Source organism: Streptomyces sp. NPDC050806 (assembly GCF_055586425.1).
Genome location: NZ_JBVJIF010000003.1, coordinates 179,037 through 203,008, shown reverse-complemented (window position 1 = coordinate 203,008; position 23,972 = coordinate 179,037). Strand labels below are relative to the sequence as shown.

General features: G+C 70.1%; 16 protein-coding genes and 1 tRNA gene. 6 read left to right on the top strand and 11 right to left on the bottom strand.

Annotated elements, in window-relative coordinates; translation table 11 throughout:
• Positions 1–183: 183 nt before the first annotated feature.
• Positions 184–2,196 carry a pyridoxal phosphate-dependent decarboxylase family protein gene (locus tag ACZ6WH_RS10230; protein ID WP_469727421.1) on the top strand — a complete coding sequence of 671 codons (2,013 nt, stop codon included), beginning with the start codon at positions 184–186 and terminating at the stop codon, positions 2,194–2,196.
• Positions 2,193–3,653 (top strand): lysine N(6)-hydroxylase/L-ornithine N(5)-oxygenase family protein, encoded by a 1,461-nt coding sequence (locus ACZ6WH_RS10225; protein WP_469727419.1) that lies wholly within the window; start codon positions 2,193–2,195, stop codon positions 3,651–3,653. The genes ACZ6WH_RS10230 and ACZ6WH_RS10225 overlap by 4 nt, the downstream gene beginning before the upstream one ends.
• On the opposite strand, the gene ACZ6WH_RS10220 is transcribed toward ACZ6WH_RS10225, so the two are convergent.
• Positions 3,609–5,441, bottom strand: coding sequence for a bifunctional metallophosphatase/5'-nucleotidase (locus ACZ6WH_RS10220; RefSeq protein WP_469727417.1), 1,833 nt, complete (start codon positions 5,439–5,441; stop codon positions 3,609–3,611). The genes ACZ6WH_RS10225 and ACZ6WH_RS10220 overlap by 45 nt on opposite strands.
• A 284-nt stretch (positions 5,442–5,725) precedes the next feature.
• Between ACZ6WH_RS10220 and ACZ6WH_RS10215 the strand changes: the two genes are divergently transcribed.
• Positions 5,726–6,454, top strand: a complete 729-nt coding sequence (locus ACZ6WH_RS10215) for an SIMPL domain-containing protein (RefSeq protein ID WP_469727415.1) — start codon at positions 5,726–5,728, stop codon at positions 6,452–6,454.
• A gap of 294 nt (positions 6,455–6,748) precedes the next feature.
• The gene (gene pyk, locus ACZ6WH_RS10210) at positions 6,749–8,185 is read left to right on the top strand and encodes a pyruvate kinase (RefSeq protein ID WP_469727413.1); all 1,437 of its coding nucleotides are present in this window, start codon (positions 6,749–6,751) and stop codon (positions 8,183–8,185) included.
• A gap of 19 nt (positions 8,186–8,204) precedes the next feature.
• On the opposite strand, the gene ACZ6WH_RS10205 is transcribed toward pyk, so the two are convergent.
• Both ACZ6WH_RS10205 and ACZ6WH_RS10200 read right to left on the bottom strand, forming a co-directional pair.
• On the bottom strand, positions 8,205–8,993 hold the full coding sequence (locus ACZ6WH_RS10205; RefSeq protein WP_469727412.1) for a helix-turn-helix domain-containing protein: 789 nt from the start codon (positions 8,991–8,993) through the stop codon (positions 8,205–8,207).
• 87 nt (positions 8,994–9,080) lie between these two features.
• A tRNA-Leu gene (locus tag ACZ6WH_RS10200) sits at positions 9,081–9,163 on the bottom strand.
• A gap of 89 nt (positions 9,164–9,252) precedes the next feature.
• Between ACZ6WH_RS10200 and ACZ6WH_RS10195 the strand changes: the two genes are divergently transcribed.
• A complete protein-coding gene (locus ACZ6WH_RS10195; RefSeq protein WP_469727410.1) occupies positions 9,253–9,927 on the top strand; it encodes an ANTAR domain-containing response regulator in 675 nt (224 codons plus the stop codon).
• A 137-nt stretch (positions 9,928–10,064) separates the two neighbouring features.
• Here the strand turns inward: ACZ6WH_RS10195 and ACZ6WH_RS10190 are convergent, their stop codons facing one another.
• The 7 genes from ACZ6WH_RS10190 to ACZ6WH_RS10160 form a co-directional block, all read right to left on the bottom strand.
• Positions 10,065–10,781 carry an ABC transporter ATP-binding protein gene (locus ACZ6WH_RS10190; protein WP_469727409.1) on the bottom strand — a complete coding sequence of 239 codons (717 nt, stop codon included), beginning with the start codon at positions 10,779–10,781 and terminating at the stop codon, positions 10,065–10,067.
• Positions 10,778–11,842, bottom strand: coding sequence for an ABC transporter ATP-binding protein (locus ACZ6WH_RS10185; RefSeq protein WP_469727407.1), 1,065 nt, complete (start codon positions 11,840–11,842; stop codon positions 10,778–10,780). Before ACZ6WH_RS10185 ends, ACZ6WH_RS10190 begins: the two co-directional genes overlap by 4 nt.
• A 5-nt stretch (positions 11,843–11,847) precedes the next feature.
• Positions 11,848–13,665 (bottom strand): branched-chain amino acid ABC transporter permease, encoded by a 1,818-nt coding sequence (locus ACZ6WH_RS10180; protein WP_469727406.1) that lies wholly within the window; start codon positions 13,663–13,665, stop codon positions 11,848–11,850.
• Positions 13,666–13,670: 5 nt separating this feature from the next.
• Positions 13,671–14,600 (bottom strand): branched-chain amino acid ABC transporter permease, encoded by a 930-nt coding sequence (locus ACZ6WH_RS10175; protein WP_399707933.1) that lies wholly within the window; start codon positions 14,598–14,600, stop codon positions 13,671–13,673.
• A 133-nt stretch (positions 14,601–14,733) separates the two neighbouring features.
• Entirely contained in the window at positions 14,734–15,954 is a 1,221-nt protein-coding gene (locus ACZ6WH_RS10170) for a branched-chain amino acid ABC transporter substrate-binding protein (protein WP_469727992.1), read from the bottom strand.
• A gap of 596 nt (positions 15,955–16,550) precedes the next feature.
• Complete coding sequence (locus tag ACZ6WH_RS10165) at positions 16,551–17,024, bottom strand: PaaI family thioesterase (RefSeq protein WP_399708588.1); 474 nt, start codon at positions 17,022–17,024, stop codon at positions 16,551–16,553.
• Positions 17,025–17,576: 552 nt separating this feature from the next.
• Positions 17,577–19,859: an FdhF/YdeP family oxidoreductase gene (locus ACZ6WH_RS10160; RefSeq protein WP_469727404.1), complete on the bottom strand. Its 2,283-nt coding sequence runs from the start codon at positions 19,857–19,859 to the stop codon at positions 17,577–17,579.
• Positions 19,860–20,205: 346 nt separating this feature from the next.
• On the opposite strand from ACZ6WH_RS10160, the gene polA reads away from it, so the two are divergent.
• Positions 20,206–22,941 carry a DNA polymerase I gene (polA, locus tag ACZ6WH_RS10155; protein WP_469727403.1) on the top strand — a complete coding sequence of 912 codons (2,736 nt, stop codon included), beginning with the start codon at positions 20,206–20,208 and terminating at the stop codon, positions 22,939–22,941.
• 59 nt (positions 22,942–23,000) lie between these two features.
• Here polA and ACZ6WH_RS10150 read toward each other — a convergent pair whose 3' ends face one another.
• On the bottom strand, positions 23,001–23,852 hold the full coding sequence (locus ACZ6WH_RS10150; protein ID WP_469727401.1) for a DUF4184 family protein: 852 nt from the start codon (positions 23,850–23,852) through the stop codon (positions 23,001–23,003).
• Positions 23,853–23,972: the final 120 nt, after the last annotated feature.

Sequence of the window (23,972 nt, the reverse complement as noted above, 5' to 3'; positions counted from 1 at the left end):
GTAGCAGGTCAGGCCGGGGAGGGGAGGAGGCGTCGCGGAGCCCATAGCAGATCCGCGTGCCTCAACCCGCACGTGTGTCCCTCGTGAGAGTGGACTCCGCCCGCATCTCGGAGAAGGGCTCGACACCGGAAGTAACTTAGGTCGCCCTAAACCGATCAAATCCCCGACAAGAAGGGCACATCCATGCCTGTGCCCGCCCCAGGCACCCCGGCCCCAGGCGACCGCACCCCCCGCCCCCTCGACCCCGCAAGGACCCCACCCGGCCCCCACACGACAGGAGGTGACACGGCACCGGCAGCAGGCGACCAGGGCAACCACCACACGAGTCAGGGCGCCGCGCCGGCGGTCACCACCGTCCTCCTCGACGCCGCCACAACGGGCCCCATCGACGCCGCCCCGCCCGGCCCCACCCGGCCGACCGTTCCGCCCCCCGCGGCCGCCGCCCCCGCACCCGCCGCGCCCCCCGCACCCTCCCTCGCCACCCCCGAGCTGGCCGGTGGGCACCAGGGCCCCGAGGCGCTGCGACCCCTGCTCCACACCGTGCTCGACGCCCTGTCCACCGGAGCCGCAGAGCGCGGCGGACCACTGCCCGCCGGCGGCCCCGAAAGCGTCGCCGAGACAGTGCACCACGCCTGCGTCCCCCTCCTCCCGGACACCGGCACCGGCCCGCACGCCGCCCTGCACACGATCGTCCGCACCCTCGCCGCCGGCGCCGCCGACCCCGCCGACCCGCACTGCGCGGCCCACCTGCACTGCCCGCCGCTCGCCCTGGCCACCGCGGCCGACCTCGCCGCCTCGGCCCTCAACCCCTCCATGGACTCCTGGGACCAGGCCCCCGCCGCCTCCGAACTGGAAGCCCTGACCACCCGCACCCTCGCCCGCCTCGTCCACCCCGAAGGGCCCGACGCCGACGCCCTGGTCACCACCGGCGGAACGGAGTCCAACCAGCTCGCCGTCCTCCTCGCCCGGGAGCACGCCGCCCGGGAGCACGAGACCCGCGAGCGCACCGCACGCGAGCGGGAGAACACCCCCGAGCACGCCGCCCGGGAACGCGAGACCGTACGCGAACACGCCGGCCGGACACACGGCACCGCACACGACACCGGCCGGACACACGGCACCGCACACGACACCGGCCGGGACCACGGCGCCCGGCACACCGGCGGACAACCCGGCACGCCCCTCGGCGAACGGGACGTACACCGTCCCTGCGACCGGCCCGGCCACGGCCCCGACCACCCCGGCCGCCCCCACATCTGCACCCACCCCCACACCACCACCCACCCGCACCCGCCCCACACCGCACCGGCCGCCCCCGCCGGACCACCCCTGCAGGTCGTCTGCGGCGCCAACGCGCACCACAGCGTCCACCGCGCCGCCTGGCTGCTCGGACTGCCCGCCCCCGTCACCGTCCCCACCCCCGACGGGACGCTCGCCCCCGCCGACCTGGCCGCCACCCTCGAACGCCTCGCCGGCCGGCCACTCCTCGTCGTCGCCACCGCAGGCACCACCGACTCCGGAGCCATCGACCCGCTGCCCGCACTCGCCGACATCGCCGCCGCCCATCACGCCCGGTTCCACGTCGACGCGGCCTACGGCGGCCCGCTCCTCTTCAGCGACGCCCACCGGCACCTGCTCACCGGCCTCGACCGCGCCCACACCGTCACCCTCGACCTGCACAAACTCGGCTGGCAGCCGGTGGCCGCCGGATTCCTCGCCGTCCCCGACGCACGCGACCTCGCCCCCCTCGACCACCGCGCCGACTACCTCAACGCCGACGACGACACCGAAGCCGGCCTCCCCGACCTCCTCGGCCGGTCACTGCGCACCACCCGCCGCCCCGACATCCTCAAGATCGCCGTCACCCTCAAGGCACTCGGCCGCCGCGGCATCGCCGACCTCGTCGACCGCACCGTCACCGCCGCCCGCACCCTCGCCGACCTCGTCGAAGCCCGCCCCGCCCTCGAACTCCACTCACACCCCACCCTCACCACCGTCCTCTTCCGCCCCACCGGCGCCGACGACACCACCATCGCCACCATCCGCCGCCGCCTCCTCCACGACGGCCGCGCCGTACTGGGCCGCGCCACCACCCCCACCGGCCTCTGGCTGAAGGCCACCCTCCTCAACCCCCACGCCCACCCCGACGACCTGCATTCCCTGCTCGACCTAGTGGAAGGCCACACCCCCCGATGACCACCGCCACCGCCCCGGACCCGCGCACCCCCCTCGACCTCGTCGGCGTCGGCATCGGCCCCTTCAACCTCTCGCTCGCCGCCCTCGCCCAGCCCCTCGCCGGCCTCACCTGCGCCTTCTACGACCAGCGCCCCGCCTTCCACTGGCACCCCGGCCTCATGATCGACGGCGCCACCCTCCAAGTCCCCTTCCTCGCCGACCTCGTCACCCTCGCCGACCCCACCAACCCCTGGAGCTTCCTCAACTACCTCAGGCACCGCGAGCGGCTCTTCCCCTTCTACTTCGCCGAACGCTTCCACGCCCCACGTGCCGAATACGACGCCTACTGCCGCTGGGTCAGCGAAAACCTCCCCGGCCTCCACTACCGCCACCAGATCGACGCACTCCGCTGGAACACCGAACACGCCGTCTTCGAGATCGACCACACCCAGCTCGACGGCGAGGGCGAAGCCGAAGCACTCGGCAGGACCTACGCCCGCAACGTTGTCCTCGGCATCGGCACCGCACCCCACATCCCCGAACCCCTCCAGCCCCTCGCCGCCGCCCCCGCCCTCCCCGTCCTCCACTCGGCCGACTACCTCGACCACCGCGAACGCCTGCTCGCCGCCGACCACATCACCGTCATCGGCTCCGGCCAGTCCGGCGCCGAAGTCTTCCTCGACCTGCTCCGCAACCGCCCCGCAGGAAACGAACGGTTGCACTGGCTGGCGCGCACCCCCGCCTTCGCGCCCATGGAATACAGCAAACTCGGCCTGGAACAGTTCACCCCCGACCACACCCGCTACTTCCACGGTCTCCCCGAAGCCACCCGCGACGCCCTCGTCCCCCAGCAATGGCAGCTCTACAAGGGCATCGACCACGACACCATCGCCGCCATCCACCAAGAGCTCTACGAACGCACCGTCGACGGCGGCTGGCCCGACGCCGTCCTCACCCCCGGCGTCACCGTCCGCACCGCCGGCCGCATCGGCGCCCACACCATCGAACTCCACCTGGAACACGCCCACCAGCAGGCCCGCAGCCGCCTCACCACCGACGCCGTCGTTCTCGCCACCGGCTACCGCGAACGCAGCCTCGACGCCCTCACCGGCGCCCTCGACCCCTACCTCCGCCGCGACACCGCAGGCCGCCCCCGCATCGACACCCACCACCGGCTCGACCTCGACGCCCGCGTCACCGGCTCCGTCTACGTACAGAACGCCGAACGCCACACCCACGGCGTCGGCGCACCCGACCTCGGCCTCGCCGCCTGGCGCAGCGCCGTCATCCTCAACCACCTCACCGACACCACCCCTTACCCCCTCCCCGACCGCACCGCCTTCACCACCTTCGGCCTGGCACCACAGCCGCGCTCCGCACAGACCGCCGGCGGACGGCGGCTCCAGCACCAGCCGCCCGCCACCACACGCCCCTCAGAAGACCGGAACGCCGTCCCGCGTCAGCTTCCAGTCCACTGACGCAAACCGCGACGCATCGATCGAACCCGACTCCTTCACCCACTCAATGATCAGATTCCGGATCTCGTCCGACGTCGCCCACACCTGCTCCGCCTTCGCCACATGCGGGAAATTCCCGCCGCCGCTCGCCCGGTAATTGTTCACCGCCAGCACGAAACGGGCCGCCGGATCCACCGGCTCACCGCCCAGCGACAACTTCCCGATCCGCTTCCCCGCCGGCTGCGCGACATCTATCTCGTACGACACCCCGCTCACCGCGTCATAGTTGTAATCCGGGATGTTGTCCGCATTCGTCAGCTTCGACGGATCCACCTCCCCACCCGCAGGCGTCCGCACGTAATACCGGGCCGAGAACTCCAGATAATCCTTCAGCTGCGCGCCGGTCAGTACCCGCGCCTCCAGCGTGTTGTCGAACGGATACAGCGCCGCCATCGAGCGGATCGTCACCTCCCCCTCCGGCACCTCCGCCGTACGCGAGAAACACGACGCCTGCGACACCAGCGGCAGATCCGCGTACTCCCCACCGGCCAGCGCCTTCCGCACCACCTCCGCCTGCACGAAAGCAATGAAATCGAGCACCGGAGTGTCCTTGTAAGGCGCCTCCGCCGCCGAAAGCCGCGCGGTGGACCGGCCGATCGCCTGGTTCACATACCGCACCACCTTCGCGTGCGCATCACGCAGCAGCCCGGAAATACGCTCGTCCTCCACCGCCGCATTGGAATTCAGCACCCGAGCCGACACCGAATCCACCGACCAGCGCCCGCGCTCCCACGCCAGCTCGAAGTCGAACAACGTCAGCCGCTGACCCCACTTCAACGGCTCCGAAAGCACCACCTCACGGCCCGTCCGCTCATTCTTCACCCGGTACTCCGCGATCTCCGTGTGCGCATGCCCCACGAGAATCGCGTCAATACCCGGCACCTGCTGCGCCACCAGCGCAGCCGCGTTCTCCACGTACGGCAACTGATCGCCGTACGACGACGTACCGCTCGACCCCGAATGCGCCGCGACGATCACCACGTCCGCGCCCAGCCCCAGCAGGCGGGGAACCCACTTCGCCGCCTGCTCCTCCAGCCCCGGAAAAGCCATCTTCCCCTGCACGTTCGCCTTGTCCCAGATCGCGATGCCGGGATTCGTCAGCCCCAGAACGCCGACCCGCACATCCCGGCCGTGCGGGGTACGCAGACGCTTGATGACGTACGGAGGAAACGCCGGACGCAACGACTTCGCTTCCACCGCGTTCGCGCCCAGCAGCGGAAAATCGCAGGTCTCCTCGAACTTGCGCAGCACCGGAATGCCGTAATTGAACTCGTGATTGCCGAGCGCCGCGGCGTCGTAACCGATGGCATTCATGGCCCGCGCCATCGGATGAACCGGACCGCCGGCGCCGGTGATCGGTTCCACCTTGGCGTAGTAGTACGCCAGTTGCGTCCCCTGAATGGTGTCACCCGCGTCGATCAGGAGAGTGTTGTGGCGCCCCTTCTCGGCACGCACCTCGTTCACGAGAGTCGAAATCTTCGCCAGCCCGACATCGTTGTGCGCCGCGTCGTCAAATTCCGCGTCCGTCGCGTAATCCCAGTTGAAAACGTTGCCGTGCAGATCGGTCGTCCCCATCACGGTGAACGCGTACCGCTTGCCGGAATGACCGTGCCCCGGCCCGCGACCGGCGGCGAGCGGAGCGCCCGCCGGCGCGGCCGCCGCGGCGGCGGGCGCCCCCGCACCCGTCAGCGCCACCCCGGCACCCGTGGCGACGGAACTCCCGAGAAACGTTCTGCGATCGAGCGGCATGACTCTCCTTGACCGTCCGCAACCCTGCGAACCGTTGGTCGTACAACTGGATGTACAGCGGAACAACGCGCGTAGATTCTGGCGTAGGCGCAACTCCCGCAACACCCCTCACAGGTTGCGATCGGATGACCACCACGCCGCCCACCACTCCCGCACTCGCCTGACAAACCCCCGCCACCGTGCGAGGCTCTCCACGGAAACCGAGCGAGGCCTGCCCGGACACCACGCGGCCCGGCCACTCGGAACACCACCGCGTCGCGCCACCCGAAGGAGCCCCCCGCCCCATGACCGATGCGCCCACCCCCTTCACCACCGCAGGGCACCCCGAGCCCGCCCTCCCGTACGGCACCCCCGACGCCCCGCGCGTCGCCGTACGCGGCGAAGCGCGCCTCGAAGTCGACCCCGAAATCGCCCGCATCGGCATCACCGTCCAGGCCCGCGGCACCGACCGCGCCGGCGCCCTCCAGGACCTCACCCGCCGCAACACCGAAGTCATCGACCTGGTCAAGAGCTACGGCGAAGCGGTGGAAAAACTCGCCACCGGCGCCTTCACCGTCACCCCCCAGCTCACCCACAAGGGCCGCGGCGAACGCGTCCGCGCCTACCACGGCAGCGTCCACCTCACCGCCACCGTCACCGACTTCAGCGCACTCGGCGAACTCGCCACCCGCCTCGCCGACCACGAACTCACCCGCGTCGCCGGCCCCTGGTGGGACCTGCGCCCCGACTCGCCCGCCCACCGCGAAGCCCGCCAGCAGGCCGTACGCGAAGCCGTCCAGCGCGCCCGCGAATACGCCGAAGCGCTCGGCGCCCGCCTCGACGCCCTCCTGGAACTCGCCGACATCGGCGCCGAAGCCCCCGCACCCGCCGGCAACCCCATGCTCCGCTCCCGCGCCGCCTACGGAGGCGCCGCCCACGAGGAGACCGCCCCCGCGCTCGACCTCGAACCCCAGCAACAGACCGTCTACGCACACGTCAACGCGCGCTTCACGATGACGCGCCCCACGCTCTGAAAGCGCCGCGAGCGGTGTGACGGTGCCGCACGCCCTGACAGTGACGCACGCTTTGACAGCCCCGCACACGGACATGTTGACAGCCCCGCACACGGACATGCGTACGAGCCGATCGCGCGAACAGCGAGCGGCTCGTACGGATGTATGTACGAGTGCACGTACAAGGCTCGAATGCTGCTCATAGGAGCGGACGCTCGCACATTGCAATACTTGTCAAGAGCCTTTCACCGCACCGCCGTTGGGCAGTCACTTCTCCACAGCTCTCTACCCGCCGGTAAGTCATAGGGTCGACCCATGCGCCGAGCAAAGATCGTCTGCACCCTGGGACCCGCCACAGATTCGTACGAGCAGATCAAAGCCCTCGTCGAAGCCGGAATGGACGTGGCCCGCTTCAACCTCAGCCACGGCACCTACGCCGACCACGAGGCGCGCTACGAGCGGGTCCGCAAGGCATCCGACGAGACCGGACGCAGCGTCGGCGTACTGGCCGACCTTCAAGGTCCGAAGATCCGCCTCGGCCGATTCCGAGAAGGCCCCGTCCTCCTCGAAACCGACGACGAATTCACCATCACCGTCGAACCGGACACCGAAGGCGACCGCCACGTCTGCGGCACCACCTACGAAGGGCTCGCCGCCGACGTCACCACCGGCGAACGCATCCTCGTCGACGACGGCAAGGTCACCCTCGAAGTCATCGGCGTCGACGGCTCCGAGGTCCGCACCCGCGTCATCGAAGGAGGCATGGTCTCCGACCACAAGGGACTCAACCTCCCCGGCGTCGCCGTCTCCGTCCCCGCCCTCTCCGAGAAGGACCAGGACGACCTCCGCTGGGCACTGCGCACCGGCGCCGACGTCATCGCCCTGTCCTTCGTACGCAGCGGCCGCGACATCGAGGACGTCCACCGCATCATGCGGGAGGAAGGCCGCTTCCTCCCCGTCATCGCCAAGGTCGAAAAGCCGCAGGCCGTCGACAACATCGAGGACATCGTCGCCGCGTTCGACGGCATCATGGTCGCCCGCGGAGACCTCGGCGTCGAAATGCCGCTCGAAACGGTCCCGATCGTTCAGAAGCGCGCGGTCAAGCTGGCCCGGCGCAACGCCAAACCGGTCATCGTCGCCACACAGATGCTCGACTCGATGATCGACAACTCCCGGCCCACCCGCGCCGAGGCCTCCGACGTGGCCAACGCCGTCATCGACGGCACGGACGCGGTGATGCTCTCCGGCGAGACCTCCGTCGGCAAGCACCCCACCGAAACCGTCCGCACGATGAGCCGCATCGTCGAGGCCGCCGAAGAAGACATCCTCGCCAAGGGCCTGCGTCCCCTGACCGAGACCAGCAAGCCCCGTACGCAGGGCGGCGCCGTCGCCCGCGCCGCCGCCGAGATGGGCGACTTCCTGGGCGCGAAGTTCCTCGTGGCCTTCACGCAGTCCGGCGACACGGTCCGCCGGCTCTCCCGCTACCGCTCGCCGATCCCGCTCCTCGCCTTCACGCCGGAGCCGGCCACCCGCTCCCAGCTCAACCTCACCTGGGGCGTCGAGACCTTCCTCGGCCCGACGGTCGACTCCACGGACGAGATGGTCGCCCAGGTCGACGAGCAGCTCCTCCGCATCGGCCGCTGCCGCCCCGGCGACGTCGTGATCATCACGGCCGGCTCGCCCCCCGGCGTCCCCGGTTCCTCGAACCTGGTCCGCGTCCACCACATCGGCGAGGACGATTCGCCGAGGTAGGGGTACGGCGGGTAGGCGCCTAGTACTTCGGCCCGACGTGGGCGTCCATGAGCGCGACGGACGCCTTGCGGGCGACGGACACGTTGAACGGATCGGAACCACGCGCGAGGACCGACCACTCGACCCCGACCTTGCTCAGCGTGTCCGTGTAGAGCTTCCGGATGTCGTCGGACTTGTTGGTGAAGAAGTACCGCGGATACTCGTAACGCTTGCGCTCTCCGCCGACCGTCCGCGTCGTCCAGTTGGTGATCCGGCACCCGTCGGAGTGGATCAGTCCGCGTATGAACTCCCACGGGTGCGCGTCGACGATCTCGTGCTGCCAGGGTTCGAGGGCGATGCGCCGATCGTGCTTCTTGCCGGGGCCGTGTTGGGGGAAGAGGCACCAGAGGTGCTTCGAGTAGATCTTCACGTTGCGGCAGCCGGTCCTGCGGACGCGGCACACGGAATTCTCGGGGAACACGGCGCGCATCGCCGTCTCGCACGCGTCCATCAGGCCCGGCCAGCTTTCCGAGCAGGCGATCATGAGGCTGGGGACGCGGTGCTGGGAGTATTGGATGATGTGGCCATCGCCGAGGTACAGGCCGAATAGGTACGCGTACGCGCTCTCGTCGAGGGCGGAGCTGTCGCAGCGCGGGCATCTCGGCTGCGGGCGCCCGGGGCATGCGTTGCTCTTGGCGCGATCCATGTGCAGCCAGTAGCCGATGGTCCCCAGCGGGATGTTCAGCTCGCGGGCGACGTCGGCGTTCCGGCGGCCGGAACGGAGGAGCGCGAGTGCTTTGTGTCGTACGGCGGGGTCATGCTGCGTCATGCAATCACCGTGCGTGATGCGCACAGCTCACGGGGTGATTTCCCGGAGGTTCACGCGAAGGTGATCGTCCGTTTTGTGCGTTACGAGTGCCCGGTGTGGGATTCGAACCCACATGCCCTAAGGCACGGCTGTTTGAGAGCCGCGTGTCTGACCAGTTCCACCAACCGGGCGGGCAGCATCAGACACCCTACCGTGTACGTGCGCCAGCCTGCCGCTAGGTAGGCTGCATACGCACCACCTGCCTGGAACGAGGAGTCACGTGAGCGCCGCCGAGCCCGAGCAGCCCGTCGCCGACGAGCAGTCGCACGTCCCGCCGCAGACCACCCGCGTCGTCATCGCCGAGGACGAGGCGCTCATCCGCCTGGATCTGAAGGAGATGCTGGAGGAGGAGGGCTACACGGTCGTCGGCGAGGCCGGTGACGGCGCGAAGGCCGTGGAGCTGGCCCGTGAGCACCGTCCCGACCTGGTGATCCTCGACGTGAAGATGCCCGTCCTCGACGGCATCTCCGCGGCGGAGCAGATCGCCGAGGAGAGCATCGCCCCGGTGCTGATGCTGACCGCGTTCTCCCAGCGTGAGCTGGTCGAGCGGGCGCGCGACGCCGGTGCCATGGCGTACCTGGTCAAGCCGTTCTCCAAGAGCGACGTCGTGCCGGCGATCGAGATGGCCGTGAGCCGGTTCACGGAGCTGCGGACGCTGGAGAAGGAGGTCGCGGACCTCACCCAGCGTCTGGAGACGCGCAAGCTCGTGGACCGGGCGAAGAGCATTCTGCAGACGCAGTACGGGCTGACCGAGCCCGCCGCGTTCCGGTGGATCCAGAAGACGTCGATGGACCGGCGGCTGTCGATGCAGCAGGTCGCCGAGGCGGTCATCGAGGACGCCGAGGAGAAGAAGCAGAAGGAGAAGGACAAGGGCAAGGACAACGCCTCCGAGTAGTCGGCCGTTCCGGGCCGCGCGGCGGTTCCGGGCGGTGGCGGGCGGGGCGCTTTCCGCGTACGGCGAGGGCCGCACCATGATCGTGGTGCGGCCCTCGCCGTGTTTGCGTACCCACGGCCTGCCTGCCGCTCGCGGCTTCAGTCCTCGCCGAGGTAGGCCTTGCGGACGGACTCGTCGTGGAGGAGGTGTTCTCCGGTGCCGGAGAGAACGATTTTGCCGATCTCCATGACGTGTCCGTGGTCGGCGAGGGAGAGCGCGGCCTGGGCGTTCTGCTCGACGAGGAGGATCGTCGTGCCCTGGGAGCGCAGCTCGATGATGGTCTCCATGATCTTCTGCATCATGATCGGGGAGAGGCCCATGGAGGGTTCGTCGAGCATGAGCAGTTTGGGGCGGGACATCAGGGCGCGGCCCATGGCGAGCATCTGTTGTTCGCCGCCGGAGAGGGTGCCGGAGGCTTGTTTGCGGCGTTCGCCGAGGATGGGGAAGAGCTCGTAGATCCGTTGGACATCGCGTTCGATGCCGTTGCTGTCCTTGCGGAGGAAGGCGCCGAGCTGGAGGTTTTCGGCGATGGTGAGGCGGGGGAAGAGGCGGCGGCCTTCGGGGGAGTGGGCGAGGCCGCGTTCGACGATCTTGTGGGCGCCGACGCCGTTGAGGACCTGGCCGTCGAAGGTGATCTTTCCGGCGAGTGGTTTGAGGAGGCCGGAGAGGGTGCGGAGGGTGGTGGTCTTGCCGGCGCCGTTGGTGCCGATGAGGGTGACGACCTGGCCGGCCTGGACGCTGAAGGAGATGCCCTTGACGGCTTCGATCTTGCCGTAGGCGACGCGGAGGTCCTCGACTTCGAGCAGGGCGGTCATCGGGCGTCTCCGTTCGGGGGGTTCTCGTCGGGCGCGGGGCCCGGTGCCGGTCGATTCTCGGCGGCTGCCGGAGTGTCGGCCGCTCGTGTACCGGTTTCCTGGGCACCGGTTGCCCGAGTACCGATCGTTCGCGTACCGGCTTCCTGAGCATCGACTGCCTGGGTACCGGTCGTTCGCGTACGGGTTTCCTCGGTACCGGCCGTGCGTGTGCCGGCTGCCTGTGCTTCGGCCGCGTCGACTTCGGCGGCTTCTTCCGCGCCGGGGGCGCCTTCGAAGGGTGTGCCGAGGTAGGCGGCGACGACGCGTTCGTCGGACTGGACGACGTCGGCGGTGCCTTCGATGAGTTTTTCGCCCTGTACGAGGACGGCGACGCGGTCGCAGAGGTTGAAGATGAAGCGCATGTCGTGCTCGATGACGAGGACGGCGGTGCCCTGGTCGCGGATGGCGAGGACGAGGTCCTGGGTGGCGCGGGTCTCCTGGGGGTTCATGCCGGCGGTGGGTTCGTCCAGGAGGAGGAGGCCGGGTTCGCTGGCGAGGGCGCGGGCGATTTCGAGCTTGCGCTGTTCGCCGTAGGGGAGGTTGCGGGCCAGGTGGTCGCGTTTGGCGGCGAGGCCGGTGAATTCGAGCAGTTCCAGGGCGCGGGCTTCGCTGCCGCGTTCGGCTTTCTTGAAGCCGGGTCCTCGGAGGAGTGCTGACCACAGGCCTTCTTTGGTGCGGGTGTGGCGGCCGACGAGGACGTTTTCCAGGACGGTCATGTTGGCGAAGAGGCGGATGTTCTGGAAGGTGCGTGCGACGCCGGCCTGGGTGACGAGGTGGGGTTTGGGGGAGAGGCGGTTGCCCTTGTAGCTGACGGTGCCTTCGGTGGGGGTGTAGAGGCCGGTGAGGCAGTTGAAGAAGGTGGTTTTGCCGGCGCCGTTGGGGCCGATGAGGCCGACGATTTCGCCGGGGGAGACGGTGAGGTCGACGGCGCGTACGGCGGTGAGGCCGCCGAAGCGCATGGTGACGCCGGCTGCTTCGAGGACGGCGCCGTTGCTCTTTGTGACGGTCGTGGGTGTGGTCATGGTCCTCACGCCCCTGCCTTGGTGGCGCCGGTGGTGTCCTCGCTGAGGCGCGGTTCGGGTTCGTCGGGTACGTCGAGCTGGCCGGTCTCGTGGAATTCGAGCTGTTTGCGGCGGTCGGGGATGAGGCCTTCGGGGCGGAAGCGCATGAGGAGTACGAGGGCCAGGCCGAAGAGGAACAGCTGGTAGTCCTGGAGGAAGTCCAGTTTGGCGGGGATGAGGAAGAGGAGTGCCGCGCCGACGAGGGGTCCGCTGAGGGTGCCCATGCCGCCGAGGATGACGGCGGCGAGGAGGAACGCGGAGTTGGGCGGCTGCGGTCCGGCGAACTGGAACTGCTCGGGTGTGACGGTCGTTACTACGTGTGCATGGACGGTTCCGGCGAGTCCGGCCAGGGCGGCGCCGAGTGCGAAGGCGAGGAGGCGGAGGCGGAAGGAGTTGATGCCCATGGCGATGGCGGCGGTTTCGTCCTCGCGGATGGCGATCCAGGCGCGTCCGATGCGGGAGGCGGCGGCGCGGCGGAAGACGAGGACGACGAAGGCCGTCACGAGGATCATGAGGAGGTAGTAGTTGCCGTAGGTGGCGATGGGCACGCCGAGGATGGTGTGGGGTTCGCCGAAGTTGAAGCCGAAGATCTCCAGGTTGGGGACGTTGGGGATGCCCATGGCGCCGTTGGTGACGTCGGGTCCGGTGGTGCCGTTGAGGTTGAGCATGGCGATGCGGAAGATCTCGCCGAAGCCGAGGGTGACGATGGCGAGGTAGTCGCCGCGCAGTCGCAGGGTGGGGGCGCCGATGAGGACGCCGAAGACGAGGGCTGCGGCGGCGCCGGTGAGGAGGGCTGCCCAGAAGGGGAGTTGGATGCCGAGGGCGGAGTCGGGGGAGCCGGAGACGAGGGCCGCGGCGTAGGCGCCGACGCCGAGGAAGGCGACGTAGCCGAGGTCGAGGAGGCCGGCGAGGCCGACGACGACGTTCAGTCCGAGGGCGACGGTCGCGAAGATCAGGATGTTGGCGCCGATGATCGTGTACTCGTCGGTGTCCTGGGTGAAGGGGAAGGCGGCCGCGGCGATGAAGGCGGCGGCGAGTGAGATGCCGCGGTGCCGTCGGGTGAGTGCGGTGAGGCGGTCGATGAGGCCGGCGCGGTGCAGTGCGGGGACGGCGAGGGCGACGAAGAGGAGGTAGCCGACGAAGGGGGGCCCGTCTTCGGCGTCGATGCCGTAGGTGAAGGCGTAGAGGGCGATGCCGAAGGCGACGGCGATGAGGAGGATCTCGGCCCAGGAGGGGAGTTGCTTGGCGGGGCGGGGGGTGGGGACGGCCGCGCAGCTGTTGGTGAAGCGCTGCCAGGGGCCGTGCGGGGGTGTGGAGGGGGTGCGGTCGGCGGGGAGGCCGAGGGCGCCGAGGAGGGTGATCAGTGCGGTGATGCCGGCGATGAAGCCGCCGGGTTCGAGGTTGATCAGGCCGCCGAGCTGTACGGCGATGGCGCCGAGGGTGAACCACGTGGTGGCGAAGGTGGCGAGTGCGGCGAAGAGGAGGGGTGCGTTGCGGCCGCCGGGGGTGAGTGCGGTCAGGCCGCGGATGCCGAGGCCGGCGAGGGCGAAGGCGAGGGTGAGGAGGGCGCCGGCGAGGGTGATGAGCTGGAGTCCGGCGGGGGAGCCGTAGTAGGTGAGGTCGCCGGGGAATTCGCTGCTCCAGGTCCAGGAGAGGCCGGTGGAGGCGGCGGTGAGGAGGGCGCCGGCGGCGGTGAGGAGGCGGGCGGCGCGTGCGGGTAGGGGGAGGAGGCCCGCTGGGGGTGTGTCCGTGGCGGGGGTCTTGGTAAGGGGGGTGGTGGTCATCGCTATCACGCCCGATCCGCGACGCGTTCGCCCAGGAGGCCTTGTGGCCGCAGGAGGAGTACGAGGATGAGGAGGACGAAGGCCCAGACGTCTTTCCAGGCTCCGCCGCCGAACTGGGTCATGCCGGGGATGAACTCGACGTAGGCGGTGGCGAGGGCTTCGGCGACGCCGAGGACGAGGCCGCCGAGCATGGCGCCGTAGATGTTGCCGATGCCGCCGAGTACGGCGGCGGTGAAGGCTTTCAGGCCCATGATGAAGCCCATGCGGAACTGGACTTCGCCGGTGCGCAGTCCGTAGGCGACGGCGGCGACGCCGGCGAAGGCGGCGCCGATGGCGAAGGCGAGGACGATGATGCGGTCGGTGTTGATGCCCATGAGTGCGGCGGTGTCGCGGTCCTGTGCGGTGGCCTGCATGGCGCGGCCGCTGCGGGTCCGGGAGACGAAGTAGCCGAGGGCGAGCATGCAGAGCGGGGCGGCGATGAGGACGAAGAGGTCGCCGCGCTGGACGGTGGCGCCGAGGATGTCGAAGGCGTCGCCCTTGAACTGGGGGAAGACCCGGGCCTTCTTGGCGTCGGGGTACCACTTCCAGACGGCTTGCTGGAGTGCGATGGACAGGCCGATGGCGGTGATGAGGGGGGCGAGGCGGGGTGCGCCGCGCAGGGGGCGGTAGGCGAAGCGTTCGGCGGCGACGCCGACGAGTACGGAGACGAGGATGCCGCCGATGAGCATGAGGGGGAGGGCTGCCATGAGGGGCAGGCCGGAGGGGAGGGCGAGGTAGACGGTGAGCGCGCCGAAGCCGCCGACCATGAAGATCTCGCCGTGGGCGAAGTTGATGAGCTGGACGATGCCGTAGACCATCGTGTAGCCGATCGCGATGAGTCCGTACATCGCGCCGAGGATGAGTCCGTTGGCCAGCTGTTGCGGCAGTTCGTTCACCGCAGGGCCTCCGTGGGGTGGGAAGGTACCGGTGGGCCGTGCATGCGGGGGGTGTGCGGTGTGCCGCGGGCCGCGCCAGGGGCTGGGGTGTCCTGCTGGCGCGGCCCGGTGAGGGGGGCAGAGGTGGTGCCGGTCAGCTCTTGTCGAACTTCTTGAATTCGGCGCTGAAGCGGGCTGCCCACTTCTTGTTGTCGACCTGGTAGGCGGTGATCATGGTGTTGGTGGTGTCGCCGTACTTGTCGAAGGAGACCTTGCCGGTGACGCCTTCGAAGGAGACCTTGTTCATGGCGTCGACGACCTTCTTGCGGGCGTCGTCGGGGAGCTTGCCGTTGTTGTCCTGGACGACCTGCTTGACGGCCTGGACGATGGACCAGGTGGCGTCGTAGGTGGAGCCGCCGTAGGCCTCGTAGGCGTCCTTGTAGCCGGCGTCCTTGTAGTCGGCGATGAACTTCTTGGCGGAGTCCAGCTGCTCGACGGGCTTGCCGACGGAGGAGGCGTAGTCGCCCTGTGCCTTCTTGTTGAGTTCGATGTAGTCGCCGCTGTACATGCCGTCGCCGCCCATGAGGGGTACGTCGACGCCGCCGTCCTTGAGCTGCTGGCTGAGCGGTCCGGAGGCGGGGTATTCGCCGCCGTAGAAGACGAGGTCGGGTTTGGCGCTCTTGGCCTTGGCGACGACGGCTTTGAAGTCGCGGTCGTCGGGGCTGACGTGCTCGGTGCCGACGATCTTGCCGCCGAGCTTGGCGAACTGGTCTTTGAAGGAGGAGGCCAGGCCGACGCCGTAGGTCTTCTGGTCGTCGATGACGTAGGCGGTCCTGACCTTCATCTTTTCGTAGGCGTACTGGCCGTCGAACGCGCCTTGGACCTCGTCGGTGGTGGCGGTGCGGAAGTAGGTGGAGAACTGCCGCTTGCGGTCGTTCTTCTTCCAGTTCTTTCCCTGGGTGAGGTCGGGCGTGGTGTTGGCAGGGGAGATGAGGGTGACGCCGTTGGACTGGGCGACCTGCTGCATGGACTGGGCGACGCCGGAGTTCAGCGGGCCGACGATGCCGAGTACGTCCTTGTCGCCGGCCAGTTTGGTGGCGTTCTGCTGGCCCGCGTTGGGCAGCGCCTTGTCGTCGAGGGGCCGCAGTTCGAAGGTGACGCCTTCGACCTCGTTCTGTTTGTTGGCGTTCTTCACGGCGAGGTCGGCGGAGTTCTTGATGCCCTGGCCCAGTGCGGAGAGTTCGCCGGTGAGCGGGGCGTCGAGGCCGATGACGACGGTGGCCTTGGAGCCGTCGCCGCTCTTGTCTTCGCCGCGGGAGCCGCACGCGGAGAGCGTGAGGGCGCCGGCGGCTACCGTGGTGGTGAGTATCAGCAAGGAACGGTGACGCACGATCAGTCCTTTCCCCTGGCTCGGTCACGCCACTGCGTGACCGTTCGCGCGCCGGGCTGTACGGGGTGATACAGGCCGTGCTGGTACAGCGCGCCCGGCGGCGCGGTGACTGGCGGTGATGGTAGAGCTGCCCCAACGGCGGGGGTACCGGCGCCGACGAGGATGTGACGCTCTTGTTATGACCTTCGATGAGCGTTTCGTGCGGATGGTCCTTACCGCTGAGGGGTGTACGGCAGGCGGAGCGTCAACTCGCACTTCTACGAGGGAGTTTGCCGTGTGACGCCCCAGAGGCGTCCGGAATGCGGTGCGGGCGGCGGTACGGGAGCGGCGCCGCGACGGCCCTGGGAGGCACGGCGGAGGCAAAGTGCGTGTGTGTTACACAGCGTTAGGGCGACGAGTGGCTGGGGCGTCCGTCCGCACGGAATGCGTACGGAATGCGTACGGGATGCGTACGGATCGCGGCGTCTTCGCGCACCGGATCGCCCGGGCCCCGAACGCGCCGCGGCCCCGCTCCGAGGCTGCCGGAGCGGGGCCGTACTGCGAACTGATCGTGCCAGGTCAGGAGGGCTGTGCGGGTCGGTTCAGGAGGGCTGTGCCGGGGCCTCGGTGTCGCGCAGCAGGCAGGTCAGCCGCGCGCTGCAGACACGCTTGCCCTGCTCGTCGGTGATGGCGATCTCGTATGTGGCGGTGGAGCGGCCGCGGTGCACGGGGGTGGCGACGCCGGTGACCAGTCCGGTGCGCGCGCCGCGGTGGTGGGTGCAGTTCAGGTCGACGCCGACGGCGAGCTTGCCGGGGCCGCCGTGCAGCATGGCGCCGACCGAGCCGAGCGTCTCGGCGAGCACGGCGGAGGCGCCGCCGTGCAGCAGGCCGTAGGGCTGGGTGTTGCCTTCGACGGGCATGGTGCCGACGACCCGCTCCGGGGAGGCCTCCACGACCTGCACGCTCATCCGCGTGCCGAGGTGGCCGGCGGAGAACAGGGCGGGCAGGTCCAGGCCCTGCCCGGCCCACTGGTCGAGGACTTCCTGGGGGAACGTGGTCGTGGTCTGCTCGCCCATGGCGTGCGGCTCCGTTCGCTCGCGCTGCTCGTCGTGATCGTTGTTCGTCGTGACGCTGTTCGTCGTGGTGTGCCGGTGTACTGGCCGTACGCGTACGGGCCGACGGCGCGGGCCGCAGGCCGGGCCGAGGCGGGCGTCGTGCCGCCCTCAGGCTACTGAGCGAGCGCTCAGTTCGGGGTCCGGAACGCTGTGCGGCTCGTCACTGCGGGGAGGCGGGGGGATGGGTGTGGCGGGGGGCGAGTCGTGGGCGCGGGGCGGCCGGGGGCGGTCGAGGGAGGCGTGGTCGGGCCGTCGGGGGCCGTTGTGTCCGGGCGGGGCGTGCTGGGTTGAGGGGTGGCCGACATCGGGGCGGTACGAGGCCTCGTCCCCGCGCCTGCGGCATGTCCGCCGAACCCAGGCGTCCCCCCGGCGCTGCACTGAGCCCGGCGCTGCCGTGAGCCCCAGCGCTGCGCCGAGCCCCAGCTGCGCCGAGCCCCGGCGAGTGCTCGCCGCAGCGCTCGCGGCGTCCCGGGCGTGCCCGCCGCGTCCCGCCCCGCCGGCTGCTCTCACCCTTCAGAGCGTTGTCGGTTCCAGCCTCACCACCACCGACTTGGAGGCGGGGGTGTTGCTGGTGTCGGCCGTGTGGTCGAGGGGGATCAGGACGTTGGTCTCGGGGTAGTAGGCGGCGGCGCAGCCGCGTGCGGTGGGGTAGTGGACGACGCGGAAGCCGGGTGCGCGGCGTTCGATGCCGTCGGTCCACTCGCTGACGAGGTCGGTGTACGCGCCGTCGGCGAGGCCGAGCGCGCGGGCGTCCTCGGGGTGGACCAGGACGACGCGGCGGCCGTTCTTGATGCCGCGGTAGCGGTCGTCCAGGCCGTAGATGGTGGTGTTGTACTGGTCGTGCGAGCGCAGCGTCTGGAGCAGCAGCCGGCCCGCGGGGGCGTCGGGGTACTCCACCGGGGCGGCGGTGAAGTTCGCCTTGCCGGTGGCGGTCGGGAAACGGCGGTCGTCGCGCGGGGCGTGCGGCAGGGCGAAGCCGTCCGGGTTCGCGACGCGGGTGTTGAAGTCCTCGAAGCCGGGGACGACGCGCGCGATGCGGTCGCGGACCGCGGCGTAGTCCCGCTCGAACTCCTCCCACGGTGTGCGGCTGTCCTCGCCGAGCACCCGGCGGGCGAGGCGGCAGACGATGGCGGGCTCGGAGAGCAGGTGCGGGCTCGCGGGCGCCAGGCGGCCGCGGGAGGCGTGCACCATGCCCATGGAGTCCTCGACGGTGACGAACTGCTCGCCGCTGTCCTGGACGTCCTTCTCCGTGCGTCCGAGGGTGGGCATGATCAGCGCGCGGGCGCCGGTGACGACGTGCGAGCGGTTGAGTTTGGTGGAGACGTGGACGGTGAGGTTCGCCCGGCGCACGGCGGCCTCGGTGACGTCGGTGTCGGGGGTGGCGGAGACGAAGTTGCCGCCCATGGCGAAGAAGACCTTGGCCCGGCCGTCGCGCAGCGCCCGGATGGCCCGTACGACGTCGTAGCCGTGCTCCCGGGGCGGCGCGAAGCCGAACTCCTTCTCCAGGGCCTCCAGGAAGGCGGGTGCCGGGCGTTCGAAGATGCCCATGGTGCGGTCGCCCTGGACGTTGCTGTGGCCGCGTACGGGGCAGACGCCGGCGCCGGGGCGGCCGATGTTGCCGCGCAGCAGCAGGAAGTTGACCACCTCGCGGATGGTGGGGACGGAGTGCTTGTGCTGGGTGAGGCCCATCGCCCAGCACACGATCGTCCGCTTCGATTCGAGGACCATGTCGAGTGCGCGGTCGATCTCGGCACGCGTCAGGCCCGTGGCCCGCAGGGTCTCGTCCCAGTCCGGCTTGTCGCGCGCGGCGTCCCGGAATCCTTCGAAGCCGTGCGTGTGCTCCCGGATGAAGTCCTCGTCGAGCGCGCCGTCGGTCGTGAGGAGCAGGTGGTTCAGCGCGCGGAAGAGTGCCTGGTCGCCGCCGAGACGGATCTGGAGGAAGAGGTCGGTGAGGGCGGTGCCGCCACCGGCCAGACCGCGCGGGGTCTGGGGGTTCTTGAAGCGCTCCAGGCCGGCCTCGGGCAGCGGGTTGACCGAGATGATCTTCGCGCCGTTGGCCTTGGCCTTCTCCAGGGCGCTGAGCTGACGGGGATGGTTGGTGCCCGGGTTCTGGCCGGCGACGATGATCAGATCGGCCTTGTGGAGGTCTTCCAGGGAGACGCTGCCCTTGCCTAGGCCGATGGTCTCGGTGAGGGCCGAGCCGGAGGACTCGTGACACATGTTCGAGCAGTCGGGGAGGTTGTTCGTGCCGAACTCGCGGGCGAAGAGCTGGTACAGGAACGCCGCTTCGTTGCTCGTACGGCCGGAGGTGTAGAAGACGGCCTCGTCGGGGGAGCCGAGGCCGGTCAGCTCCTCGGCGACGATGTCGAAGGCCCGCTCCCAGGACACGGGGGCGTAGTGGTCGGCGCCCTCGGCGAGGTACATCGGCTGGGTGAGGCGGCCCTGCTGGCCGAGCCAGTAGCCGCTGCGCTTCGCGAGGTCGGCGACGGAGTGGGCGGCGAAGAAGTCGGGCGTGACGCGCCGCAGGGTGGCTTCCTCGGCGACGGCCTTGGCGCCGTTCTCGCAGAACTCCGCGGCGTGCCGGTGGTCCGGGTCGGGCCAGGCGCAGCCGGGGCAGTCGAAGCCTTCCTTCTGGTTGACGCGCAGCAGCGTCAGCGCCGTGCGCTTCATGCCCATCTGCCGGTGGGAGACGCGCAGGGCGTTGGTGATCGCGGGCAGGCCGACGGCCGAGTGCTTGCGGGCGCTGACCTCGGGGGCGTCCTGTACCGGGTCCGACTCGGGTGCCTTGCCTGCCATGGCGGTCTCCTGGGTGCCGATGCCGCTGCGCTGCCGTGCGCGAGCAGCCGTTCTGTATATCACTGTTCAGCCGTGTGGATCATGCATGGAGCGGTCGTTGCGCGGTCCTCCGGCTGCCATCGATCCTGGCACGGGCGACCGGCCGTCGGCCGGTTGTCCACAGGGCGTCTTGGCAAAGGGCGACGGCGAGGGTGACGGCGTTGTCCACAGCTGACGCGCGGGAGCGGTTCCACGGTCGACGGGCCGGCACGCCGGGAGCGGTTCCACGGCCGGCCGGCAGCACGCGGGGGCGGTCCCGCGGCCGTCGCGTCGGGGAATGTCAGTGGGGCGTGGCAGGATCGGGGGCGTGGCAGCAAAGGCAGCGAAGAAGAGCGAAACGACCGGCAGCGAGACGACGGGGGGAGGACGCCCCCGGCTGCTCCTGATGGACGGGCACTCCATGGCGTACCGGGCGTTCTTCGCCCTGCCCGCGGAGAATTTCACCACCGCCACGGGGCAACCGACGAATGCCGTGTACGGCTTCGCCTCGATGCTCGCGAACACCCTGCGCGACGAGGCGCCCACCCATTTCGCGGTGGCCTTCGACGTCTCGCGCAAGACGTGGCGGTCGGAGGAGTTCCCCGACTACAAGGCCAACCGTTCCAAGACCCCGGACGAGTTCAAGGGGCAGGTGGAGCTGATCGGTGAGCTGCTGGACGCCATGAAGGTGAAGCGGTTCGCCACCGACGGCTTCGAGGCGGACGACATCATCGCCACGCTCACCACGCAGGCCACCGAGCAGGGCTTCGAGGTCTCCATCGTCACCGGCGACCGGGACTCCTTCCAGCTGGTCAACGACGACGTCACGGTGCTGTACCCCACCAAGGGCGTCTCCGAGCTGACCCGCTTCACCCCGGAGAAGGTGTTCGAGAAGTACGGCCTCACCCCGGCCCAGTACCCGGACTACGCCGCCCTGCGCGGCGACCCGTCGGACAACCTCCCCGGCATCCCCGGCGTCGGCGAGAAGACCGCCGCGAAGTGGATCAACCAGTTCGGCTCCTTCCAGGAGCTGTGCGAGCGGGCCGAAGAGGTCAAGGGCAAGGCCGGGCAGAACTTCCGCGACCACCTGGACGCCGTGAAGCTCAACCGCCGCCTGACCGAGATGATCCGCGACGTCGAGCTGCCCTGCGGCCCCGCCGAGCTGGTGCGTGAGGGCTACGACCGGCAGGCCCTCACGGTGTTCCTGGAGGCGCTGGAGATCCGCAATCAGGGTCTGCGCGACCGTCTCCTGGCCGTCGACCCCGGCGCGGAGGAGGCGGCCCCCGCCGAGCCGCTGCCGGGTGTCGAGATCGACGGCCTCGTCGCGGGCGCCGGGCAGCTCGCCCCCTGGCTCGCCGAGCACGGCAGCGCCCTCCTCGGCGTCGCCACGGTGGACTCCTGGAAGCTGGGCAGCGGCTCGGTCGCCGAGGTCGCCCTGGCCAGTGCCGAGGGCCCCGCCGTGCGGTTCGATCCGACCGAGCTGGACGAGGCCGACGACCGGGCCTTCGCCGAGTGGATCGCGGACCCGCAGCGCCCGAAGGTGATGCACAACGCCAAGGGCCTGATGCGGATCTTCCCCGAGCACGGCTGGCACATCGACGGCGTCACCATGGACACCGCTCTCGCCGCCTACCTGGTCAAGCCCGGCCGGCGCTCCTTCGCCCTCGACGCGCTCTCCGTGGAGTACCTCGGCCGTGACCTGGCCCCCGCCGCGGCCGGCGACGGGCAGCTGGCGTTCGGTGCCGACGAGCAGGCCGAGGCCGAGGCCCTGATGGCCACCGCCCGTACGGTCCTCGACCTCGGTGCTGCCTTCGAGACGCGCCTCGAAGAGGTCGGCGCCGCCGACCTGCTGCGCGACATCGAGCTGCCCACCAGCGCGCTGCTGGCCCGTATGGAGCGCTCCGGCATCGCCGCCGACAGGGGCTGGCTGGAGCGCATCGAGCAGCAGTTCGCCGCCGCCGTGCAGCAGGCCGTCACCGAGGCGCACGCCGCCGCGGGACACGAGTTCAACCTCGGCTCGCCCAAGCAGCTCCAGGAAGTGCTCTTCAACGAGCTGGGCCTGCCGAAGACCAAGAAGACCAAGACCGGCTTCACCACCGACGCGGACGCCCTCGCCTGGCTCGCGGCGCAGACCGACAACGAGCTGCCCGTGATCATGCTGCGCCACCGTGAGCAGGCCAAGCTGCGCACGACGGTCGAGGGCCTGATCAAGACCATCGCCGCGGACGGCCGCATCCACACCACCTTCAACCAGACGGTGGCCGCGACCGGCCGGCTGTCCTCCACGGACCCCAATCTGCAGAACATCCCCGTGCGCACCGACGAGGGCCGCGCCATCCGCCGCGGCTTCGTGGTCGGCGAGGGCTATCAGACGCTGCTGACCGCGGACTACAGCCAGATCGAGCTGCGCGTGATGGCGCACCTCTCCGAGGACGAGGGCCTCATCGAGGCGTTCACCTCCGGTGAGGACCTGCACACCACGGTCGCCTCGCACGTCTTCTCGGTGCCGAAGACCGACGTCGACCCCGAGATGCGCCGCAAGATCAAGGCGATGTCGTACGGGCTGGCGTACGGCCTGTCCGCGTTCGGCCTGTCCCAGCAGCTGAGCATCAGCCCGGACGAGGCCCGCAAGCTCATGGACAACTTCTTCGAGCGCTTCGGCGGCGTCCGGGACTACCTCCAGCACGTCGTCGACCGCGCCCGCGCCACGGGCTACACCGAGACCATGCTCGGCCGCCGTCGCTACCTCCCCGACCTCAACAGCGACAACCGCCAGCGCCGGGAGATGGCCGAGCGGATGGCGCTCAACGCCCCCATCCAGGGCACCGCGGCGGACATCGTCAAGATCGCGATGCTGCGCGTCGACGAGGCCATGACGGCTGCCGGGCTCAGCTCCCGGATGCTGCTCCAGGTCCACGACGAAATCGTGGTCGAGGTGGTGCCGGGCGAGCAGGAGCAGGTCGAGGAGCTGGTGCGGCGCGAGATGGCCGGCGCCGTCGAGCTGCGCGCCCCGCTGGACGTCTCCGTCGGCTCGGGCGGGGACTGGGAGTCGGCCGCGCACTGATCACGGCAGACATCGCCGCACCCCGAGTGCGGAAGGCGGCCGGGGGCGATCCGTTCGGATCAGCTCCCGGCCGTCGCCTCTTCCGCCGGAGCAGCGGCCCGTGGCCGTCGGCGCCGTCGGCCGAGGAGGTGGACCGCCGCCGCCCACACCGGCAGGCCCACCCCCAGTCCGGCGCCCGCTCCGAACAGCACCGTCGGCACGTAGTCGAACCACGTCGCCGACCCGCCGTACACCGTGTGCGCCCGCACCACCCGGTGCCCGGCGCCCAGCAGTACGCACGCCGTCAGCAGCACGCCGCACCCCGCCCGCGCCCGATTGCCGAGCGAGGGCAGCGCTTCGGGTGCGGCGTCGCGCGGCGCCCGTCGCAGCGCGGACCGCACGAACCAGGCCAGGGCCAGCAGAGCCACCGCCGACGTGCCGTACTGCACGTACGCGTACACGGGCCACCCGGCGACGTACTCCTGCAGTACGGGCAGCAGCCGGACACCCCAGCGCCCGGGATGGGTGAACGCGTCCCACACCACGTGCGTGAGCGCGCCGATCACCGCGGAGCACCAGAAGCGCACCACGAGCTGTCCGCGCGACAGCTCCCGCCAGTCCCGGCCGCGGAACAGCGCCCACGCGCGGCCCCGCCACGCCTGCGGCAGCACGGCCAGCAGCGGACCACGCAGCAGAAGCCACACTCCGACCAGAAGCGCGGCGCACAGCGTGTCCACGGTGAGAACACCGGACGGCGCGTGCGTGAACTCTCCGAACGCCATCGCGCCGGGTACGACCGTGTCCGCGAAGTACGTCAGGTCCGGCGCGAACGAACCGGCGACGAGCGCCGACGCGAGCAGCGGGCCGCGCGCCGTGCCGTTGCGGCGCACTATGGGCAGTACCGCCGCGGCATGGCTGAGTGTGAACGGCATGATCCCTCTCCTGACCGGACCCGATCGCTGTACCTGATCGAGTGATCGGTTCGAGGCAGTATGCCGGATGTGGGCGGACAGTGATGGTGAGTCGGGAACGGTAGCTGCGCGCGGGGAGTT